General features: G+C 56.1%; 27 protein-coding genes and 1 pseudogene. All 28 read left to right on the forward strand.

Translation table 11 applies throughout. The features are described from left to right. Positions 1 to 242 (forward strand): annotated as a pseudogene (gene tuf / locus R6U20_RS13065) (elongation factor Tu); the annotation flags it as partial. A gap of 80 nt (positions 243 to 322) precedes the next feature. After that, positions 323 to 634: a 30S ribosomal protein S10 gene (rpsJ, locus tag R6U20_RS13070; RefSeq protein ID WP_098063350.1), complete on the forward strand. Its 312-nt coding sequence runs from the start codon at positions 323 to 325 to the stop codon at positions 632 to 634. Next, complete coding sequence (locus R6U20_RS13075) at positions 631 to 1,128, forward strand: hypothetical protein (RefSeq protein WP_410338283.1); 498 nt, start codon at positions 631 to 633, stop codon at positions 1,126 to 1,128. Before rpsJ ends, R6U20_RS13075 begins: the two co-directional genes overlap by 4 nt. 82 nt (positions 1,129 to 1,210) lie before the next feature. Beyond that, on the forward strand, positions 1,211 to 1,840 hold the full coding sequence (rplC, locus tag R6U20_RS13080) for a 50S ribosomal protein L3 (RefSeq protein ID WP_410338284.1): 630 nt from the start codon (positions 1,211 to 1,213) through the stop codon (positions 1,838 to 1,840). A gap of 77 nt (positions 1,841 to 1,917) precedes the next feature. Beyond that, positions 1,918 to 2,562: a 50S ribosomal protein L4 gene (gene rplD, locus R6U20_RS13085; RefSeq protein ID WP_410338285.1), complete on the forward strand. Its 645-nt coding sequence runs from the start codon at positions 1,918 to 1,920 to the stop codon at positions 2,560 to 2,562. A gap of 48 nt (positions 2,563 to 2,610) precedes the next feature. Further along, positions 2,611 to 2,910 carry a 50S ribosomal protein L23 gene (rplW, locus tag R6U20_RS13090; RefSeq protein ID WP_410338286.1) on the forward strand — a complete coding sequence of 100 codons (300 nt, stop codon included), beginning with the start codon at positions 2,611 to 2,613 and terminating at the stop codon, positions 2,908 to 2,910. 80 nt (positions 2,911 to 2,990) lie between these two features. Next, positions 2,991 to 3,830 carry a 50S ribosomal protein L2 gene (gene rplB / locus R6U20_RS13095; RefSeq protein WP_410338287.1) on the forward strand — a complete coding sequence of 280 codons (840 nt, stop codon included), beginning with the start codon at positions 2,991 to 2,993 and terminating at the stop codon, positions 3,828 to 3,830. Positions 3,831 to 3,880: 50 nt separating this feature from the next. Then, positions 3,881 to 4,168: a 30S ribosomal protein S19 gene (rpsS, locus tag R6U20_RS13100; RefSeq protein WP_410338288.1), complete on the forward strand. Its 288-nt coding sequence runs from the start codon at positions 3,881 to 3,883 to the stop codon at positions 4,166 to 4,168. 63 nt (positions 4,169 to 4,231) lie between these two features. Next, positions 4,232 to 4,588 (forward strand): 50S ribosomal protein L22, encoded by a 357-nt coding sequence (gene rplV, locus R6U20_RS13105; RefSeq protein ID WP_410338289.1) that lies wholly within the window; start codon positions 4,232 to 4,234, stop codon positions 4,586 to 4,588. Positions 4,589 to 4,663: 75 nt separating this feature from the next. Then, positions 4,664 to 5,392, forward strand: coding sequence for a 30S ribosomal protein S3 (gene rpsC, locus R6U20_RS13110; RefSeq protein ID WP_410338290.1), 729 nt, complete (start codon positions 4,664 to 4,666; stop codon positions 5,390 to 5,392). A 106-nt stretch (positions 5,393 to 5,498) separates the two neighbouring features. Continuing rightward, a complete protein-coding gene (gene rplP / locus R6U20_RS13115) occupies positions 5,499 to 5,939 on the forward strand; it encodes a 50S ribosomal protein L16 (protein WP_410338291.1) in 441 nt (146 codons plus the stop codon). Between the two features lie 51 nt (positions 5,940 to 5,990). Then, positions 5,991 to 6,194 (forward strand): 50S ribosomal protein L29, encoded by a 204-nt coding sequence (gene rpmC, locus R6U20_RS13120; RefSeq protein ID WP_410338292.1) that lies wholly within the window; start codon positions 5,991 to 5,993, stop codon positions 6,192 to 6,194. A 39-nt stretch (positions 6,195 to 6,233) separates the two neighbouring features. Further along, positions 6,234 to 6,527 carry a 30S ribosomal protein S17 gene (rpsQ, locus tag R6U20_RS13125; protein ID WP_410338293.1) on the forward strand — a complete coding sequence of 98 codons (294 nt, stop codon included), beginning with the start codon at positions 6,234 to 6,236 and terminating at the stop codon, positions 6,525 to 6,527. Positions 6,528 to 6,692: 165 nt separating this feature from the next. Beyond that, the gene (gene rplN / locus R6U20_RS13130) at positions 6,693 to 7,061 is read left to right on the forward strand and encodes a 50S ribosomal protein L14 (RefSeq protein WP_410338294.1); all 369 of its coding nucleotides are present in this window, start codon (positions 6,693 to 6,695) and stop codon (positions 7,059 to 7,061) included. Positions 7,062 to 7,190: 129 nt separating this feature from the next. After that, positions 7,191 to 7,577 (forward strand): 50S ribosomal protein L24, encoded by a 387-nt coding sequence (rplX, locus tag R6U20_RS13135; RefSeq protein WP_410338295.1) that lies wholly within the window; start codon positions 7,191 to 7,193, stop codon positions 7,575 to 7,577. A 128-nt stretch (positions 7,578 to 7,705) separates the two neighbouring features. Next, entirely contained in the window at positions 7,706 to 8,281 is a 576-nt protein-coding gene (gene rplE / locus R6U20_RS13140) for a 50S ribosomal protein L5 (RefSeq protein WP_410338296.1), read from the forward strand. A gap of 67 nt (positions 8,282 to 8,348) precedes the next feature. Beyond that, complete coding sequence (rpsN, locus tag R6U20_RS13145) at positions 8,349 to 8,618, forward strand: 30S ribosomal protein S14 (RefSeq protein WP_410338297.1); 270 nt, start codon at positions 8,349 to 8,351, stop codon at positions 8,616 to 8,618. A gap of 165 nt (positions 8,619 to 8,783) precedes the next feature. After that, on the forward strand, positions 8,784 to 9,185 hold the full coding sequence (gene rpsH / locus R6U20_RS13150) for a 30S ribosomal protein S8 (protein WP_410338298.1): 402 nt from the start codon (positions 8,784 to 8,786) through the stop codon (positions 9,183 to 9,185). Between the two features lie 58 nt (positions 9,186 to 9,243). Beyond that, entirely contained in the window at positions 9,244 to 9,798 is a 555-nt protein-coding gene (gene rplF, locus R6U20_RS13155) for a 50S ribosomal protein L6 (protein WP_410338299.1), read from the forward strand. Between the two features lie 105 nt (positions 9,799 to 9,903). Next, entirely contained in the window at positions 9,904 to 10,263 is a 360-nt protein-coding gene (gene rplR, locus R6U20_RS13160) for a 50S ribosomal protein L18 (RefSeq protein ID WP_410338300.1), read from the forward strand. 55 nt (positions 10,264 to 10,318) lie between these two features. Continuing rightward, positions 10,319 to 10,840 carry a 30S ribosomal protein S5 gene (gene rpsE, locus R6U20_RS13165; RefSeq protein WP_410338301.1) on the forward strand — a complete coding sequence of 174 codons (522 nt, stop codon included), beginning with the start codon at positions 10,319 to 10,321 and terminating at the stop codon, positions 10,838 to 10,840. Between the two features lie 54 nt (positions 10,841 to 10,894). Further along, positions 10,895 to 11,176, forward strand: coding sequence for a 50S ribosomal protein L30 (rpmD, locus tag R6U20_RS13170; RefSeq protein WP_410338302.1), 282 nt, complete (start codon positions 10,895 to 10,897; stop codon positions 11,174 to 11,176). Between the two features lie 114 nt (positions 11,177 to 11,290). Beyond that, on the forward strand, positions 11,291 to 11,755 hold the full coding sequence (gene rplO, locus R6U20_RS13175) for a 50S ribosomal protein L15 (RefSeq protein WP_410338303.1): 465 nt from the start codon (positions 11,291 to 11,293) through the stop codon (positions 11,753 to 11,755). A gap of 65 nt (positions 11,756 to 11,820) precedes the next feature. Beyond that, the gene (secY, locus tag R6U20_RS13180) at positions 11,821 to 13,137 is read left to right on the forward strand and encodes a preprotein translocase subunit SecY (RefSeq protein ID WP_410338304.1); all 1,317 of its coding nucleotides are present in this window, start codon (positions 11,821 to 11,823) and stop codon (positions 13,135 to 13,137) included. A 44-nt stretch (positions 13,138 to 13,181) separates the two neighbouring features. Further along, complete coding sequence (gene map / locus R6U20_RS13185; protein ID WP_410338305.1) at positions 13,182 to 13,991, forward strand: type I methionyl aminopeptidase; 810 nt, start codon at positions 13,182 to 13,184, stop codon at positions 13,989 to 13,991. 3 nt (positions 13,992 to 13,994) lie between these two features. Then, positions 13,995 to 14,213, forward strand: a complete 219-nt coding sequence (gene infA, locus R6U20_RS13190; RefSeq protein ID WP_098063378.1) for a translation initiation factor IF-1 — start codon at positions 13,995 to 13,997, stop codon at positions 14,211 to 14,213. Between the two features lie 154 nt (positions 14,214 to 14,367). Beyond that, positions 14,368 to 14,748 (forward strand): 30S ribosomal protein S13, encoded by a 381-nt coding sequence (gene rpsM, locus R6U20_RS13195; RefSeq protein WP_410338306.1) that lies wholly within the window; start codon positions 14,368 to 14,370, stop codon positions 14,746 to 14,748. Between the two features lie 54 nt (positions 14,749 to 14,802). Continuing rightward, the gene (gene rpsK / locus R6U20_RS13200) at positions 14,803 to 15,207 is read left to right on the forward strand and encodes a 30S ribosomal protein S11 (RefSeq protein ID WP_410338307.1); all 405 of its coding nucleotides are present in this window, start codon (positions 14,803 to 14,805) and stop codon (positions 15,205 to 15,207) included. The last annotated feature ends 42 nt before the right edge of the window (positions 15,208 to 15,249 follow it).

Raw genomic sequence — 15,249 nt, forward strand, 5'->3', positions numbered from 1 at the left:
ACGAGGGCGGGCGCCACACGCCGTTCTTCCCGGGATACCGCCCGCAGTTTTACTTCCGTACGACGGACGTGACGGGAGACATTGAGTTGGAGGAAGGCGTTGAGATGGTGATGCCGGGCGACAACGCGACGTTTACGGTGGAGTTGATCCAGCCGGTTGCGTTGGAGGAAGGCCTGCGCTTTGCGATTCGCGAAGGCGGACACACCGTCGGCGCTGGCGTCGTCACCGATATCCTCGACTAAGACGTCCATACCTTGCCAGCGGTGGGCAAGCCTTGCTTGCCCACCCATTCACTTGCATCTGCTGAAACTGACCCACTGCAATGGCCACCCAGCAAAAGATACGTATCAAGCTGAAGTCGTACGACCACATGCTGATCGATAAGAGCGCCGAAAAGATTATTCGGACGGTCAAGTCGACGGGTGCGGTGGTAAGCGGGCCTATTCCCTTGCCGACGAAAAAGAAAGTGTATACGGTATTGCGCGGCCCGCATGTTGACAAGAAAAGCCGTGAGCAGTTTGAGCGGCGCCACCACAAGCGTCTGATCGACATTCTCTCGTCGAACAGCGAAACCGTCGATGCACTGATGAAGCTGGAGCTCCCCAGTGGAGTTGATGTAGAGATCAAGGTATGATAGCTTTGCAAGCGAGAAGCGGCGAGCTTCTGATTCTGCTCGCGCTTTTCGGAGCCATAGCGGGCTGCACAACAGCGCCCGAAGATGCGCAGTTACAGGCCCTCGATGGTACCTGGGAGATTACCGAACTGGAGGCACTCGGGCCGCGAGGCGATCTAACCGAAGCGCTGCGCTCGCAATACACTGAGCCTCCCACGCTAACTATTGAAAACGGCGATCCAGCCCGTTACATCGTAGCGGGCACGCGGACATCTGAATCGGACACTCTGCACATAGAAGGTCAGGTTCAGGAAGTGCGTTCAAATGAGATCGCCTTCGTTAGCGGATTCGAAACCGACATTGTATGGACGCTCGACGTCCGAACCGGAACACGAGCCCGCCTGGTATCGGGACCAGGGGTGCAGGGGCCGGCTCCGCTTCTGCGTGTGCTGTTCCCTACGCTCACCTGGAGCGATACCGATGGGGCCCGACTTCAGATTGAGCGCAACGACTGAACGCAACGACTGATATGGCGAGTGTGCACTGCGCCTCGCATCCCGACCTGAATTTACTGACCGGCATAATTGACCGACCGTCATGAGTAGCGGACTGATTGGCAAAAAGATAGGAATGACCAGCGTGTTTGACGACGCAGGCAATAACATTGCGTGTACCGTCATCGAGGCTGGGCCGAACCTGGTAACCCAGGTAAAAACCGAAAGCGGCCCCGACGGCTACGATGCGGTACAGCTTGCCTTTGATAGCAAGCCGGAAAAGAACACGACGAAAGCGATGCAAGGTCACTTTGCCAGCGCTGGCACCGAGCCAAAGCGCAAAGTTACCGAGTTTGACCGCACCGACGAGGCGCTCAAACGCGGTGATGAGCTGCATCCTGATGATGTGTTCGAGGAAGGCGAAGTGATCAATGTGGTCGGCATCTCGAAAGGGAAAGGCTTTCAGGGTGTTGTGAAGCGCCACGGCTTTGCTGGAGTGGGAATGCGTACGCATGGCCAGTCAGACCAGCAGCGTCATTCCGGCTCGGTAGGCGCCTCTGCCGATCCCTCGCGTGTGTTCAAGGGAACGCGCATGGGCGGACGTACAGGCAATGACCGTACAATGATTAAGAACCTGGAGATTGTTCAGATTCTGCCGGACCACAATGCTGTGCTCGTGAAAGGCTCTGTGCCCGGCGCGAAAAACAGCTATGTGGAGCTTCACAAGAAATAACGCCCCGCCGCTAAAACAGCGGAACGAAGGGACCGTACCGCACCGAGTGATTGCACCTTCTGCACAAGTACTACACCATGGATCTCGAGATTATACAAGAAGACGGCGCCGCATCGGGCCAAACGGTGACGCTTGATTCGTCTGTGTTCAACATCGAACCGAATGACCACGTCATCTGGCTGGATGTAAAGCGGATTCAGGCGAACCAACGTCAAGGCACGCACAAAACCAAAGAGCGCAGCGATGTGCGCGGAAGTCGGCGCAAACTCTATCGCCAAAAGGGCACGGGTAATGCGCGTGCTGGCGATGCAAAATCACCGATTCGGCAAACTGGTGGCCGTGCACATGGGCCGCGCCCGCGCTCGTACTCGCAGAAGGTCAACAAAAAGACCTCGCGCCTCGCACGGCGTTCTGCACTCTCCTACAAGGCCCAGAACGATGCCTTGTATGTGACCGAAGACTTTAGCATGGACACACCCAGTACCGGAGATCTGCGGAGCCTCCTATCGCTCCATGACCTGAGCGACTCCAAGGTGCTCATCGTGACAACGGATGTCGAAAAAGAGATCTATCTGTCGGCACGTAACCTCTCGAAGGTGAACGTGCGCGAAGTGCAGAGTCTTTCTACCATCGACGTGTTGGATGCCGATGCTGTGCTGATGCAACATGGTGCTCTCAATTACCTTACCGATCTGCTGGCGGTTGCGCCCCAGGCGGCGTAACGATTAGCTGCGCGCCGTCTCGCTCACCTTTTGGACCTTTGTTGACCTATGAGTAATCGTATTCTCATTGAACCGCACCTTACGGAAAAAGCGACCGAACAGATGTACGAAGGCAAGTATTCCTTCGTCGTGAATCTGGCGGCTACAAAGCCACAGATCCGTGCGGCTGTTGAACGGCGCTACGAAGGCGTGCGCGTAACGAATGTGCGCACTCAAATCGTGCCCGGAAAGCGGCGGCGTCAGTTTCGGCAAGGGTCGATGATTGAAGGCCGAACCTCCGGCTTCAAGAAAGCCATTGTTGAGATTGATCCCGAATATGCGGAGATCGATTTCTTCGAAGACGTATAACGGCTGTTTGTCCTGTGTTCGCCTACGCATTGAACTGATTACCGCGGAGATGCGCTTCCGCACAAGCACCCCACTGGCCTATGTCGATTAAAAAGCTGAAACCCAACATAAATAGCCAGCGCCAACGTTCGGTGTCGGGCTTCGATGACATCACGGAGACCGAACCCGAAAAAAGTCTGCTGGAACCGCTGCATAAGTCAGGTGGCCGCAATAACCAAGGCCGCATGACCATGCGTTACCGCGGCGGAGGCCACAAGCGGCGCTACCGTAAGATTGATTTCAAGCGCCGGAAAGACAACATCCCGGCACGCGTAGCCACGGTCGAATACGACCCGAACCGGTCGGCACGCATCGCCCTCTTGGTGTATGCCGATGGCGAGAAACGATACATCATCGCACCTGATGGAATCGAAGTGGGGACCACGGTAATGAGTGGCCCGGCAGCAAGCCCCGATGTGGGCAACTGCCTTCCGCTCTCCAAAATGCCATTGGGTACGGTCGTACACGCTATTGAAATGAAGCCAGGTAAGGGTGCACAGATGGCCCGAGCCGCCGGGACCGAGGCGCGTCTTACCGCACGCGAAGGCAAGTTTGCAACGCTGCAACTGCCCTCTGGAGAAACGCGCGTGGTGCCGGCCGAATGCCGTGCTACGGTAGGAACGACCAGCAACGTAGACCACATGAACGTGATGCTCGGCAAAGCCGGGCGGAAGCGTTGGCTGGGACGCCGCCCCCGCACACGAGGCGTAGCCATGAACCCTGTTGACCACCCCATGGGGGGAGGCGAAGGCCGTGCCTCGGGCGGACATCCACGCTCACGCAAGGGCGTACCTGCAAAAGGCTATAAGACGCGGAAGCGCAACAAGACCTCCAACAAATACATCATTCGGCGGCGTACCGAGCGCAAGAAGCGCCGATAACCTCGCTGCCGCAGCATCCCACACGCTACCGAAAGACCACACCCTGCATTATGCCTCGCTCTTTACGCAAAGGCCCTTACGTCTACTACAAGCTGCAACGCAAAGTAGACGCACTCAACGAGTCCAATAGCAAGAAGGTGGTGAAGACCTGGAGCCGCGACTCCATCATTACCCCCGATTTTGTGGGTCACACCTTTGCAGTGCACAACGGCCGGCAGTTTATACCGGTGTATGTGTCTGAGAACATGGTGGGGCACAAGCTGGGGGAGTTCGCCCCCACGCGTACATTCAGCGGCCACGCCAAGTCGAAAGTAGACAAGCGGACGCGGCGCGCCTAATCACGTTTGGCGTGTGCGTGCGGAAGCCGCAGGCACTGCGCCTCCATCAAACCGACCAATGCTATGGAAGCACGAGCTGTACAGAAATATATTCGGAACTCGCCGATGAAAGTGCGGCGCGTCATCAACGTGGTGCGTGGCCGCACGGTGCCAGAAGCGATTAACATCCTGAGCTTCTTGCCGCAGAAGCCGACCGATGTTGTAGAGAAAACGATCCGGTCGGCCGTGTTTAACCTGATGGATAAGCACGACGAACGCTTTAACGAGAGCGAGCTTGTCATCAAAGAGATTCGTGCCGACGAAGGGCCGACCTTTAAGCGGTTTAAGGCTGCGGCGCGGGGGCGCGCCAAACCGATTCGCAAGCGCACCACACATCTCACTGTTGTGGTAGAAGTGCGCGAGCAAGAGCCGGTTGCGTAACGGCGCTGCCGCTGAACACCCCTACTGGGCATCCCGCCCATCGCTGCAATTGTATAGGTAAACGAGGTACTACCCTTGGGTCAAAAAACACATCCGATCGGGTTTCGGCTTGGCATCATCCGCGGTTGGGATTCCAACTGGTATGCGGAGCAGAACCTGCAAGAGAACATCGAAGAAGACTACACCATCCGCGAATACCTGGATGCGCGCCTGCGCCGTGCGGGTCTGAGTCGTGCAGTCATTGAGCGCACGCCTAAGCGCGTGATTCTGACGCTGCACACGAGCCGTCCGGGCGTGGTCATTGGGCGGGGCGGAAGCGAAGTGGAGAAGCTTCGCGAAGAGCTGAAACGCCTGACCGGCAAAGACATCCAGATTAACATCAGCGAGATTAAGCGTCCGGAACTCGACGCGATGCTGGTAGCAAAAAACATCGCACAGCAACTGGAGGGACGGATCTCGTACCGCCGTGCTATGAAGCAAGCCATGACGGCTGCAATGCGCATGGGCGCCGAAGGCATCCGTATTCGTGTGGCAGGCCGTCTCGGAGGAGCCGAGATGGGGCGCATCGAGGAGTACCTCGAAGGCCGTGTGCCATTGCACACCATCCGCGCCGACATTGACTTCGCCAAAGCCACAGCGCTTACCATTTACGGCACCATCGGCGTAAAGGTGTGGATTCACCGCGGTGAGATTCTCGGACAGCCCGATCTTAGCCCCAACGTGCAAGCGCAGCAGCGCAAGCAGAAGCAAAGTGGGGGCGGTCGTGGCGGACGCAACCGTGGTGGGCGCCGTCGCCGCGGATAGGCGGCCGTGGATAAGCAATCGTAGGGCGAACCTGCTTGCTCTCTCATAATCGTATGAATAGGCGTTGCCGGGCTCGGGCCCGTGCGACAACAATCTTAATACTCCCATGCTACAACCCAAACGAACGAAACATCGCAAGGTGCAACGTCGGCAAGGCCTGAAAAAAGGCAATGCCCAGCGCGGCACACGTATTAACTTTGGCGACTTTGCGCTGAAGGCCCTTGAAACAGGACAGATTTCTAGCCGCCAGATTGAGTCGGCGCGTGTAGCAATCAATCGCTATATGAAGCGGGCCGGTAAGGTGTGGATTCGGATCTTCCCAGACAAGCCGGTCACGAAAAAGCCTGCGGAAACGCGGATGGGGAAAGGAAAAGGCGCGCCTGAGTTCTACGTGGCTCCTGTAAACCCTGGGCAGGTGTTGTTCGAAGTGGGGGGCGGTGTGTCTCGCGAAGTAGCCAAAGAGGCGCTGCGACTGGGGAAGCACAAGCTGCCGATTAAGACCAAGTTCGTAGTACGCCCCATGTACCGCGACCGCGACGAAGCGTAGTGTCGCTTTGCGCAGCTCCTTGCGATCTGTACGTCATAGACTTGTGTTAATATGAAAGCCAAAGAGGTTCGTGATCTTAGTATTCCTGAGATCGAAACACGCATCGAAGAAGAGCAAGACCAGCTTGAAAGGCTGCGCTTTCGCCACTCCGTGCATGGGCGCATCGAGAACCCGATGCTGCTGCGCACCAAGCGCCGCTTTGTGGCGTGTCTGAAGACCATTTTGACCGAAAAGAAAGCACAGGTCGACGCGTAAGCGTAGCTTCCTGTCTGCTCTCATACCTTGATACCTGATATGCCTGATACGCCCGAAATCGACGCCCCCGCCGAGTCTGCCACACGCAATGCACGCAAAGAGCGTGTGGGTATTGTGACGAGCACAAAGATGGATAAGACGATCTCCGTCAATGTGCGTCGCCAGATGAAGCACCCCATGTACGGCAAGTACCTGGAGCGCTCGTCTAAAATGCTGGTGCACGACGAAGACGAAACCGCTGCCGAAGGCGATATTGTGCGCATTGTGGAAACGCGCCCGCTAAGCAAGCGAAAGCGGTGGCGTCTCGAAGAAATTATTGAGCGTGCGGCGTAAATCGGCTGGCCCATGGGGCTTATGCCGAAGCACGCTGCGGGCGCGGACCAATAGGTTCATCAAGCCTGCACTGTGCATACGAGGCGAAAGCGCATGTTGCGTATTTCCCTCAGCGCCTCCATGCTTCCTGTACCTCCTCCTTCAAAGCTAACTGTGTGACACGCGATGATTCAGCAAGAATCACGACTGAAAGTAGCCGACAACAGCGGTGCAAAAGAAGTGCAATGCATCCGAGTGCTGGGTAGTAGCGGACGCCGCTACGCCAGCCTGGGTGACCGCATCATGGTCTCCGTAAAATCGGCCATTCCAGGTGGAACGGTCGGAAAGGGAGACGTAAGCCCCGCTGTGGTGGTGCGAGCACGCAAGGAGGTCGGGCGTAGCGACGGCTCCTACATCCGCTTCGATGAGAACGCGGCGGTGCTGATCAACGACCAGAACGAGCCCGTGGGCACCCGTGTGTTCGGCCCGGTGGCGCGTGAGCTGCGCGAGAAGCAGTTTATGCGGATTGTGTCGCTGGCTCCCGAAGTGCTCTAAGACGCACTGACGCACCGTGCCTTAAGGCACCGCCCTTGCGCCTCCTCTGCCCAACATTCTAATGCGGTGCGGACTGCGTAGCGCGTTTGCCTTCTGTTTTTGCTATTGACGATAACGACTCCAGGCCCTATGCCTCGTACATCAAATAAACAGCGCAAGCTGCACATAAAGAAAGGCGATATGGTCATGCTAAACAAGACCATAACGTCGGCTCCCTCGGCAGGCGAAGACCGTGAGAAAGGATACACGGGTAAAGTTCTGCGCGTCTTTCCGGAGCGCGAGCGTGTCATTGTGGAGGGCGTAAACATGCGCGTCTTTCACGAGCAGCCGAGCCAGGCCAACCCAGATGGCGGGCGCATTGAGCGGGAAGCCCCCATTCATGCCTCGAATGTAAACCCGATTGACGGCGATGGGAACCCAACACGGGTTGGGCGCCGGCGGATCGAAGACCCTGAGACAGGGCGCGGGCAGTGGGTGCGCTATGCCAAAACCACCGGTGAGGAGCTTGACAACTAAGCTGCTCAACCTGGCATGAAACGAGTATGGAGGGGGAACCCCTCTCCGTGCTATATCATTTTCACCATCTGCAATGGGCGCGCTTTTGCGACTTTTGTACGGCGAATTAACCGACCTATAGTACCGTTATGGCTAACCCTCCACGCCTAAAAGAAACATACCAAAACGAAGTCTTGCCCGATCTGATGGATCAATTCGGGTACGACAATGTGATGCGTGCGCCGCGCCTCACCAAGATTTGCATCAACAAAGGCGTAGGCGAGGCCGCAGAGACCCCGAAGCTGCTCGATGATGCCATCGAAGAGCTCCGAGCTATTACGGGGCAACACCCTGATGTGACGCGTGCCAAGAAAAGTATTTCCAACTTTGGGATTCGCGAAGGCGTTCCGGTAGGGGCCCGCGTTACGCTGCGGCAAACCTACATGTATGAGTTCTTGGATCGTCTAATCACACTGGCGCTTCCGGGCGTGCGTGACTTTCAGGGCGTGCCCGATCGCAGTTTCGACGGACAAGGCAACTATACGCTCGGGATTAGCGACCAGACGATCTTTCCCGAAATCAGTGTAGACGATGTGGACCGCGTCAGTGGTATGGATGTCACGTTTGTGACATCCGCCGAGACCGACGAAGAGGCATACGTGCTCCTCAAAGGACTCGGCATGCCGTTTGTCCGCCGCGAGGAAGACGAAGCTGTGGCAGCGTGACATGCTGGCTGCTGGCAGAGTCCAATACTCCTCACGTTCTGAATGACTAAGTAAGCTGCTACCAACTATGGCCAAGAAAAGCTGGATCGCGCGAGAGAAGAAGCGCCGCGAAACCTACGAGAAGTACAAAGAAAAGCGTCGTAAACTGAAAGAAGAAGGCCAATGGGTCGAGCTCCAAAAGCTTCCTCGTGACGCAAGTCCGGTGCGCCAGAATAACCGTTGCCCTATCTCGGGGCGCGTTCGCGGCTACATGCGCGAGTTTGGTGTATCCCGAATTGTGTTCCGCGAGCTTGCTTTGAAAGGCCAGATCCCCGGCATCCGAAAGGCGAGCTGGTAACAGGTGCTCCTGCCGAGCGTCGCACAGCGTTTACCGCTGCTGCTTTGATCGCCCTGGCAGTTGAGCTGATTAAATACCTGACGTTGCCTATGAGCAAGCGGCTCCGCCTCCGACCGTGCCGACGCACGCCATCCCCTACGACCATAGAGATGAAATAACCATACGATGAGTGGAATCTCCGATCCCGTAGCCGACTACATGGCCCGCATTCGCAATGCGCAGCAGGCCAACCACCAGTATGTGGAAATTCCGGCTTCTAACCTTAAGCGTGCCATCACCCAGATTTTGATGGAAAAGGGGTATATCAAGAACTACCTCAACATCGAAGATGGCAAGCAAGGGCGTCTCCGCATCTACCTGAAGTATGACCGGACGGGCGAGCCGGCGATCCAGATTCTGGATCGTGTGTCGAAGCCTGGGCTCCGTGAGTATGCGAAAGCCTCGGAAGTGCCACGCGTGAAAAATGGACTGGGCATCGCGATTCTCTCAACCTCGCGCGGTGTAATGAGCGATAAGGAGGCACGGCGGTTTGGCGTGGGCGGCGAAGTTTTGGCTCGCGTATTTTAAACGCTGGCACGTGCCGGCATCCGCGCAATTGTTCAACCTTGACCTACAGGTGTTTTTCATGGCTCGCATAGGAAGCAAGCCCATTACGTTTAGCGACAGCGTAACGGTATCGGTAAGCGACACAAACGTTGTAACTGTCAATGGCCCTAAAGGGGAACTGACAGAGCAACTCCCTCCGGAAATGGTCATCACCATTAACGATGGTGAGGTTGTCGTTGACCGACCGACCGACCAGAAGCGTCATCGCTCACTTCATGGCATGTCGCGCTCGCTCATCCTAAATATGGTGACGGGCGTGACGGAAGGATACAAGAAAAAGCTTACTATTAAAGGGGTCGGCTATCGAGCCACCCTTAGTGGAGAGGCGCTTGAGCTTGCGCTTGGATTCTCGCATCCGATTTTCTTTCTGCCGCCTGAAGAGGTTGACATCAGTGTTGACTCTGGGCGTGGGAAAGACGATACCATTACCGTTGAGGGGATCGACAAGCAGCTCGTTGGTCAAGTCGCAGCCAAAATCCGCGACTTACGTCCGCCAGAGCCCTACAAAGGCAAGGGCGTACGGTATGTTGATGAGCACGTACCGCTTAAGGCGGGTAAGACGGCTGCCCGATAGCATTTGTTTGCTTCCTGTGCACCCTGTGCGCTCGCACACGCTGGGCGACGCGATGCACCGCCGCGACACGGCACCTTGTTGAATAGAACGAACCTGATAGTACCAATGGCGAAAGGCAAAGAAGAAACCCGAGCGCGTCGCAAGCGCATTCACCGAAATATCCGGCAAACGATTCAGGGGACGGACCGTCGTCCGCGATTGTCGGTGTACCGGTCAAACCAATACATCTATGCCCAGCTTATTGACGACTGGGCCGGACACACCCTGGCGGCGGCGTCGAGCAAAGAAGATGGTATTGACGCCGAAAACCCAACCGAAGCAAGCCATGCCGTAGGCCAGATACTGGCTGAGCGTGCCCAAGACGAAGGCATTGACCGTGCTGTGTTTGACCGAGGGGGGTACAAGTATCATGGGCGCGTGAAGGCTCTTGCTGAAGGTGCACGCGAAGGTGGCTTGCATTTTTAACAGGGTACCTGTAACGATTCCGCTGCACACCATTCCTGTAGATAAGTAGCCAATTATGGCCAAAGGACGAAAACGCATCAACGCAGACAAGCGGCAAGAAAACTGGGTCGATCGCCTTGTAGCGATCAACCGGGTATCGAAAGTGGTGAAGGGGGGGCGTCGCTTCTCGTTCAACGCAATCGTTGTCGTAGGTAATGAAGACGGTCTCGTAGGAGCCGGGTTGGGGAAAGCCAACCAGGTCGCCAGTGCAATCTCGAAAGGCAATGAGGACGCAAAGAAAAACCTCATTCGCGTACCAATTCGCGATGGCACAATTCCGCACAAGGTGATTGGCCGTCAGGACGCAGGCAAAGTGCTGCTGAAGCCGGCTGCTCCCGGTACCGGCGTTATTGCAGGCGGCGGTGTACGTGCTGTGCTTGAATGTGCGGGGCTGACCAATGTCTTGTCTAAGTCGATTGGGACCAGCAATCCACACAACCAGGTGAAGGCAACCATCAACGCCCTTGAATCCCTGGAAGATGCTATGGAAGTAGCCCGTCGCCGCGGTATCCCGCTTGAAAAAGTGTTTAACGGATAAACGGCCTGCCTGTGTGTATCTGCCAGACCTGAATGCTCCCTGATTCAAACTACTATGGCTACTCTTAAACTTACCCAGGTGCGGAGCCTGAACCGTCGTTCTGAGCGGCAGCGCCGTACCATGCAAGCTCTCGGTTTGCGCCATCCACACGATACCGTTGAACATCGTGATACACCACAGATTCGTGGTATGATTGCAAAGGTGCAGCATCTGATCGCCGTTGAAGAACATGACGCTGCCCCGTCCGAGCCTGAAAACGCAGAAGAAGCTCCCAAGGAAGAAACTCCTGAAGAAGAAACTCCCGAGCCTGAAAACGCTGAGGGGAGCGAGGCGTAACCGTGCAGGTTACAGCCTTACATAGACGGTTTCGTATAGCGGCGCGGCTTGTCTCACTCGTTTATTTCCGATCATGGGCCAATGCAGACGCATTGGCGCTGAGCCTTTACCGATATGGATCTTAGCAACCTTTCCCCTGCAAAAGGGGCCACACATAAGAAAAAGCGTTTAGGACGTGGCGTTGGATCGGGCCGTGGTGGCCACAGTTCCACGCGTGGCACCAAGGGCCAGTCGAGCCGGTCGGGAAGTAAAAACCGCCCGCTCTGGTTCGAGGGTGGACAGATGCCGCTACATCGTCGCGTACCGAAGTTTGGTTTCAACAACCCCTTTCCTACCGAGTACAGCATCGTGAATATCAGCCGCATTGCTCGTCTGATTGACGAAGGCGTGCTTGATGTGGATACGACAATCACGCCCGACGTGCTGGAAGAAGCAGGAGCGGTGCGCAGTGCCGAGCGCGTGAAAGTGCTGGGCGATGGCGAGCTCTCGGTCGCGGTTGAGATCTCCGCCCACGCGTTTAGCAGCAGCGCCGAACGTAAGATTGAAGATGCCGGCGGTCGTGCCACGCACCTTGAGTAGGAATCCCCACCCATCGGCAGGCGTGCTTCCGCTGCACGCACGTCTGCCAGAGAATGCCCCTTCGTATGGCTGGTCTTGCCGAAAGTTTTCGTAACATCTGGAAAGTCGAAGAGCTGCGCCAGCGTATTATGTATACGCTCGGCCTCTTCGTCATCTACCGCATTGGGGCCTACGTCACCCTTCCGGGGGTGGATGCGCAGGTCCTCTCGGAGGTGAATGCGCAGAGCGGAGACGCTGGTTTGTTTGGGTTCCTCGACATGTTTGTTGGAGGAGCTTTCTTGCAGGCCGGTATTTTTGCACTGGGCATCATGCCGTACATTACGGCTGCGATTATTATTCAGCTTATGGGGGCCGTTGTCCCCTACTTTCAGAAGCTGAAACGCGAAGGCGAGGAAGGCCGGCGGAAAATGACGCAGATTACGCGTTACCTGACCGTCGGGATTACGTCACTCCAGTCGATTGGGTACGCGATTAATCTTCAGTACGGAGCTACAGGCTCTGCTATTGTAATTGGGCCGACGTGGTTTATCGTCACTACGGTCATTGTGCTTACCTCCGGTACGGTGTTCGTGATGTGGCTTGGCGAGCGGATCTCGGAAGACGGTATCGGCAACGGCATCTCGTTGCTCATTACCATTGGGATTATTGCCTTCCTGCCCAATGCCGTCATCAACGAATTTAACCTGTCGAATAACTTCTTTATCTTCCTGCTCGAAATCGGTATGTGGACGCTCATTACGGGCGGCATTGTACTGGTTTCGCAAGGCATCCGCCGGATTCCGGTGCAATATGCCAAGCGGGTTGTTGGGCGAAAGGTGTACGGCGGTACAACGCAGTACCTCCCGATTCGTGTGAATGCAGCAGGGGTAATGCCGATTATCTTTGCGCAGTCGATCATGTTCATCCCATCGACAGTGGCTGCGTTCTTCCCTGAAAGTCCGTTCATGCAGAACCTGGGCAGCTGGTTCTCTGACATCTCCGGGTTTGGGTACTCGTTTGTCTTCTTCTGGATGACGTTCTTCTTTACCTACTTCTACACGGCCATTACGGTGAACCCGAAAGAAATGGCCGACACAATGAAACGTCAGGGCGGCTTTATTCCGGGCATTCGACCAGGGAAGCAGACCAGTGAGTTTATCGACAACATCCTCACGCGTGTCACACTTCCAGGATCGGTCTTCCTCGGCTTCGTTGCTATTCTGCCTGCTTTTGCGATGCAGGCGGGCGTGTCGCAGAACTTTGCGATGTTCTTTGGCGGCACCAGCTTGCTTATTCTGGTACAGGTGACGCTCGACACCTTGCAGCAGATTGAGAGTCATCTGCTCATGCGTCACTACGACGGCTTCATGAAAAGCGGTAAGATGCGCGGTCGCCGCGGATGACGATGAACTGGACGAAGTACCTTCCCGGCTTTATTCGACGCCACATGGTTCAACTGAAAAGCAAACGCGAGATCGAACGCCTGCGTGCCAGCGCCGACTTGGTTGGGCGCACGCTGGGCGAAATTGCTAAACATGTAGAGCCCGGCGTTACGCCGCTGGAGTTGGATGCCATTGCGGAAGACTTTATACGAACACACGATGCAGAACCTGCATTCAAAGGCCACAAAGCGGGAAGCAACGTCTTTCCGGCTACGCTGTGCGTATCCGTAAACGATGCCGTTGTGCACGGTATTCCAGATGATACCCCGCTACGTGAGGGCGACCTGCTCTCAATCGACTGCGGCGTAGTGCTCGACGGTTTCATTGGAGACAGTGCATACACGTTTGCCATTGGCGAAATTTCGGATGCCAAAAAAGCGCTCTGCAACACAACGTACCGTGGGTTGCACGCCGGCATCGAACAGGCCCGCGCCGGGAAGCGCATTGGCGATATTGGACATGCCGTCGAATCCGCCTGCGAGGGATATGGTATCGTAAAGGCCCTCTGCGGACATGGCGTTGGGCGAAGTCTGTGGGAAGAGCCCCAAGTTCCCAACTATGGTACCCCTGGTACTGGGCGACGTATAAAACCTGGGCTCGTTATCTGCATTGAACCCATGATAAATATCGGCGATGATGAGGTGACGACCGATGCTGATGGTTGGACGGTACGCACTGCTGACCGAACGCCCTCGGCCCATTACGAGCATATGGTAGCCGTGCATAGTGACGGATATGAGATCCTCAGTACGTTCGATTATATCGAAGCGGTACGCACGCCCCCTTATCAACTGACTGTTTCAGAATCAGCATAGCCCATGGCCAAAGAAGAAGCCATTGAACAAGACGGAGAGGTGCTCGAGGCGCTTCCTAATGCGCAGTTCCGCGTTGAACTGGAAAACGGACACGAGATTCTCGGTCTGCTGTCCGGCAAAATGCGGATGAACTACATCAAGATTCTGCCAGGTGATCGCGTCAAGGTAGAACTCTCGCCCTACGACCTGTCGAAAGGTCGCATTGTGTATCGCTACAAGTAATGCAAGTAATGCTGTCTGTAGCGATGCTGCTTATGCGGCTGTGTCGTGCTCACGTGCCGCGCAGATAAACCTGCGGTGTATGTGACGCTTCTGCACCTTGTGCCTGCTACTTGCCCCCATTTTTCGTTTGCGACCCGATTAGATACGACTTCTTATGCCCCGAATTGCTGGAGTAGACATTCCTGAACACAAGCGCGGCGAAATTGCCTTGACCGAAATCTTCGGCGTAGGCCAATCGCGTGCACAAGAAATATTGGACCGTGCCGATGTGGACAAAGACGCACATCCGCGGAAGTGGACTGATGCGGAGACGCGCGAAGTGCGCCGCCTCATTGAGGAGGAGTACGTCGTAGAAGGTCAACTGCGCACCGAAGTGCAGATGAACATCAAGCGCCTCAAAGACATCGGGTGCTACCGCGGCCAGCGTCATCGGAAAGGACTTCCTGTGCGTGGGCAGCGAACGCAGACGAATGCACGCACACGCAAGGGTAAGCGCAAAACGGTGGCTGGTAAGAAGACCGCCCCCCGTAAGTAGCGCTCTGCATCGTCCTTCCGCATCGCCCTCGCATCCAAGATACACGACCCTGTTATGGCAAAAGGAAAAGGCAAAAAAGGAAAACGCAACGTCCGAAAGAAAAACGTCGTTGTTGAGTCGAACGGACGGGCTTACATCAAGTCCACGTTCAACAACGTCATCATTACCCTCACCGACCAGTACGGCAACACGATTTCGTGGGCCAGTGCAGGCAAGATGGGATTCAAAGGCAGCCGCAAGAATACGCCATATGCTGCCCAGCGCGCCGGGCAGGCCGCTGCGCAAGAAGCGTATGACCTTGGCCTGCGCCGTGTAGATGTATACGTGAAAGGGCCGGGTTCAGGACGCGAAGGCGCCGTGCGGGCACTCTCTGACGTTGGCCTCGATGTGGCCACCATCCGCGACGTAACGCCGCTTCCGCATAACGGCTGCCGTCCTCCAAAGCGCCGCCGCGTGTAAAACCGAGCAGACTGCTCGCGCAGTACTCGCGTAGTAACACAT

The organism is Longimonas sp. (genome assembly GCF_046498435.1).
Lineage (GTDB): Bacteria > Bacteroidota > Rhodothermia > Rhodothermales > Salinibacteraceae > Longimonas.

Excerpts from the sequence above, each read along its gene's own strand:
- rplD (WP_410338285.1), top strand. The coding sequence starts at position 1,918 with ATGGATCTCGAGATTATACAAGAAGACGGCGCCGCATCGGGCCAAACG.
- rplP (WP_410338291.1), top strand. The coding sequence starts at position 5,499 with ATGCTACAACCCAAACGAACGAAACATCGCAAGGTGCAACGTCGGCAA.
- rplN (WP_410338294.1), top strand. The coding sequence starts at position 6,693 with ATGATTCAGCAAGAATCACGACTGAAAGTAGCCGACAACAGCGGTGCA.
- rplX (WP_410338295.1), top strand. The coding sequence starts at position 7,191 with ATGCCTCGTACATCAAATAAACAGCGCAAGCTGCACATAAAGAAAGGC.
- rplR (WP_410338300.1), top strand. The coding sequence starts at position 9,904 with ATGGCGAAAGGCAAAGAAGAAACCCGAGCGCGTCGCAAGCGCATTCAC.
- R6U20_RS13075 (WP_410338283.1), top strand. The coding sequence starts at position 631 with ATGATAGCTTTGCAAGCGAGAAGCGGCGAGCTTCTGATTCTGCTCGCG.
- rpsN (WP_410338297.1), top strand. The coding sequence starts at position 8,349 with ATGGCCAAGAAAAGCTGGATCGCGCGAGAGAAGAAGCGCCGCGAAACC.
- rpsE (WP_410338301.1), top strand. The coding sequence starts at position 10,319 with ATGGCCAAAGGACGAAAACGCATCAACGCAGACAAGCGGCAAGAAAAC.
- rpsK (WP_410338307.1), top strand. The coding sequence starts at position 14,803 with ATGGCAAAAGGAAAAGGCAAAAAAGGAAAACGCAACGTCCGAAAGAAA.
- rplO (WP_410338303.1), top strand. The coding sequence starts at position 11,291 with ATGGATCTTAGCAACCTTTCCCCTGCAAAAGGGGCCACACATAAGAAA.
- rpmC (WP_410338292.1), top strand. The coding sequence starts at position 5,991 with ATGAAAGCCAAAGAGGTTCGTGATCTTAGTATTCCTGAGATCGAAACA.
- map (WP_410338305.1), top strand. The coding sequence starts at position 13,182 with ATGGTTCAACTGAAAAGCAAACGCGAGATCGAACGCCTGCGTGCCAGC.
- rpsM (WP_410338306.1), top strand. The coding sequence starts at position 14,368 with ATGCCCCGAATTGCTGGAGTAGACATTCCTGAACACAAGCGCGGCGAA.
- rpsJ (WP_098063350.1), top strand. The coding sequence starts at position 323 with ATGGCCACCCAGCAAAAGATACGTATCAAGCTGAAGTCGTACGACCAC.
- rplW (WP_410338286.1), top strand. The coding sequence starts at position 2,611 with ATGAGTAATCGTATTCTCATTGAACCGCACCTTACGGAAAAAGCGACC.
- rplF (WP_410338299.1), top strand. The coding sequence starts at position 9,244 with ATGGCTCGCATAGGAAGCAAGCCCATTACGTTTAGCGACAGCGTAACG.
- rpsH (WP_410338298.1), top strand. The coding sequence starts at position 8,784 with ATGAGTGGAATCTCCGATCCCGTAGCCGACTACATGGCCCGCATTCGC.
- secY (WP_410338304.1), top strand. The coding sequence starts at position 11,821 with ATGGCTGGTCTTGCCGAAAGTTTTCGTAACATCTGGAAAGTCGAAGAG.
- rpsQ (WP_410338293.1), top strand. The coding sequence starts at position 6,234 with ATGCCTGATACGCCCGAAATCGACGCCCCCGCCGAGTCTGCCACACGC.
- infA (WP_098063378.1), top strand. The coding sequence starts at position 13,995 with ATGGCCAAAGAAGAAGCCATTGAACAAGACGGAGAGGTGCTCGAGGCG.
- rpmD (WP_410338302.1), top strand. The coding sequence starts at position 10,895 with ATGGCTACTCTTAAACTTACCCAGGTGCGGAGCCTGAACCGTCGTTCT.
- rplC (WP_410338284.1), top strand. The coding sequence starts at position 1,211 with ATGAGTAGCGGACTGATTGGCAAAAAGATAGGAATGACCAGCGTGTTT.
- rplV (WP_410338289.1), top strand. The coding sequence starts at position 4,232 with ATGGAAGCACGAGCTGTACAGAAATATATTCGGAACTCGCCGATGAAA.
- rpsS (WP_410338288.1), top strand. The coding sequence starts at position 3,881 with ATGCCTCGCTCTTTACGCAAAGGCCCTTACGTCTACTACAAGCTGCAA.
- rplE (WP_410338296.1), top strand. The coding sequence starts at position 7,706 with ATGGCTAACCCTCCACGCCTAAAAGAAACATACCAAAACGAAGTCTTG.
- rplB (WP_410338287.1), top strand. The coding sequence starts at position 2,991 with ATGTCGATTAAAAAGCTGAAACCCAACATAAATAGCCAGCGCCAACGT.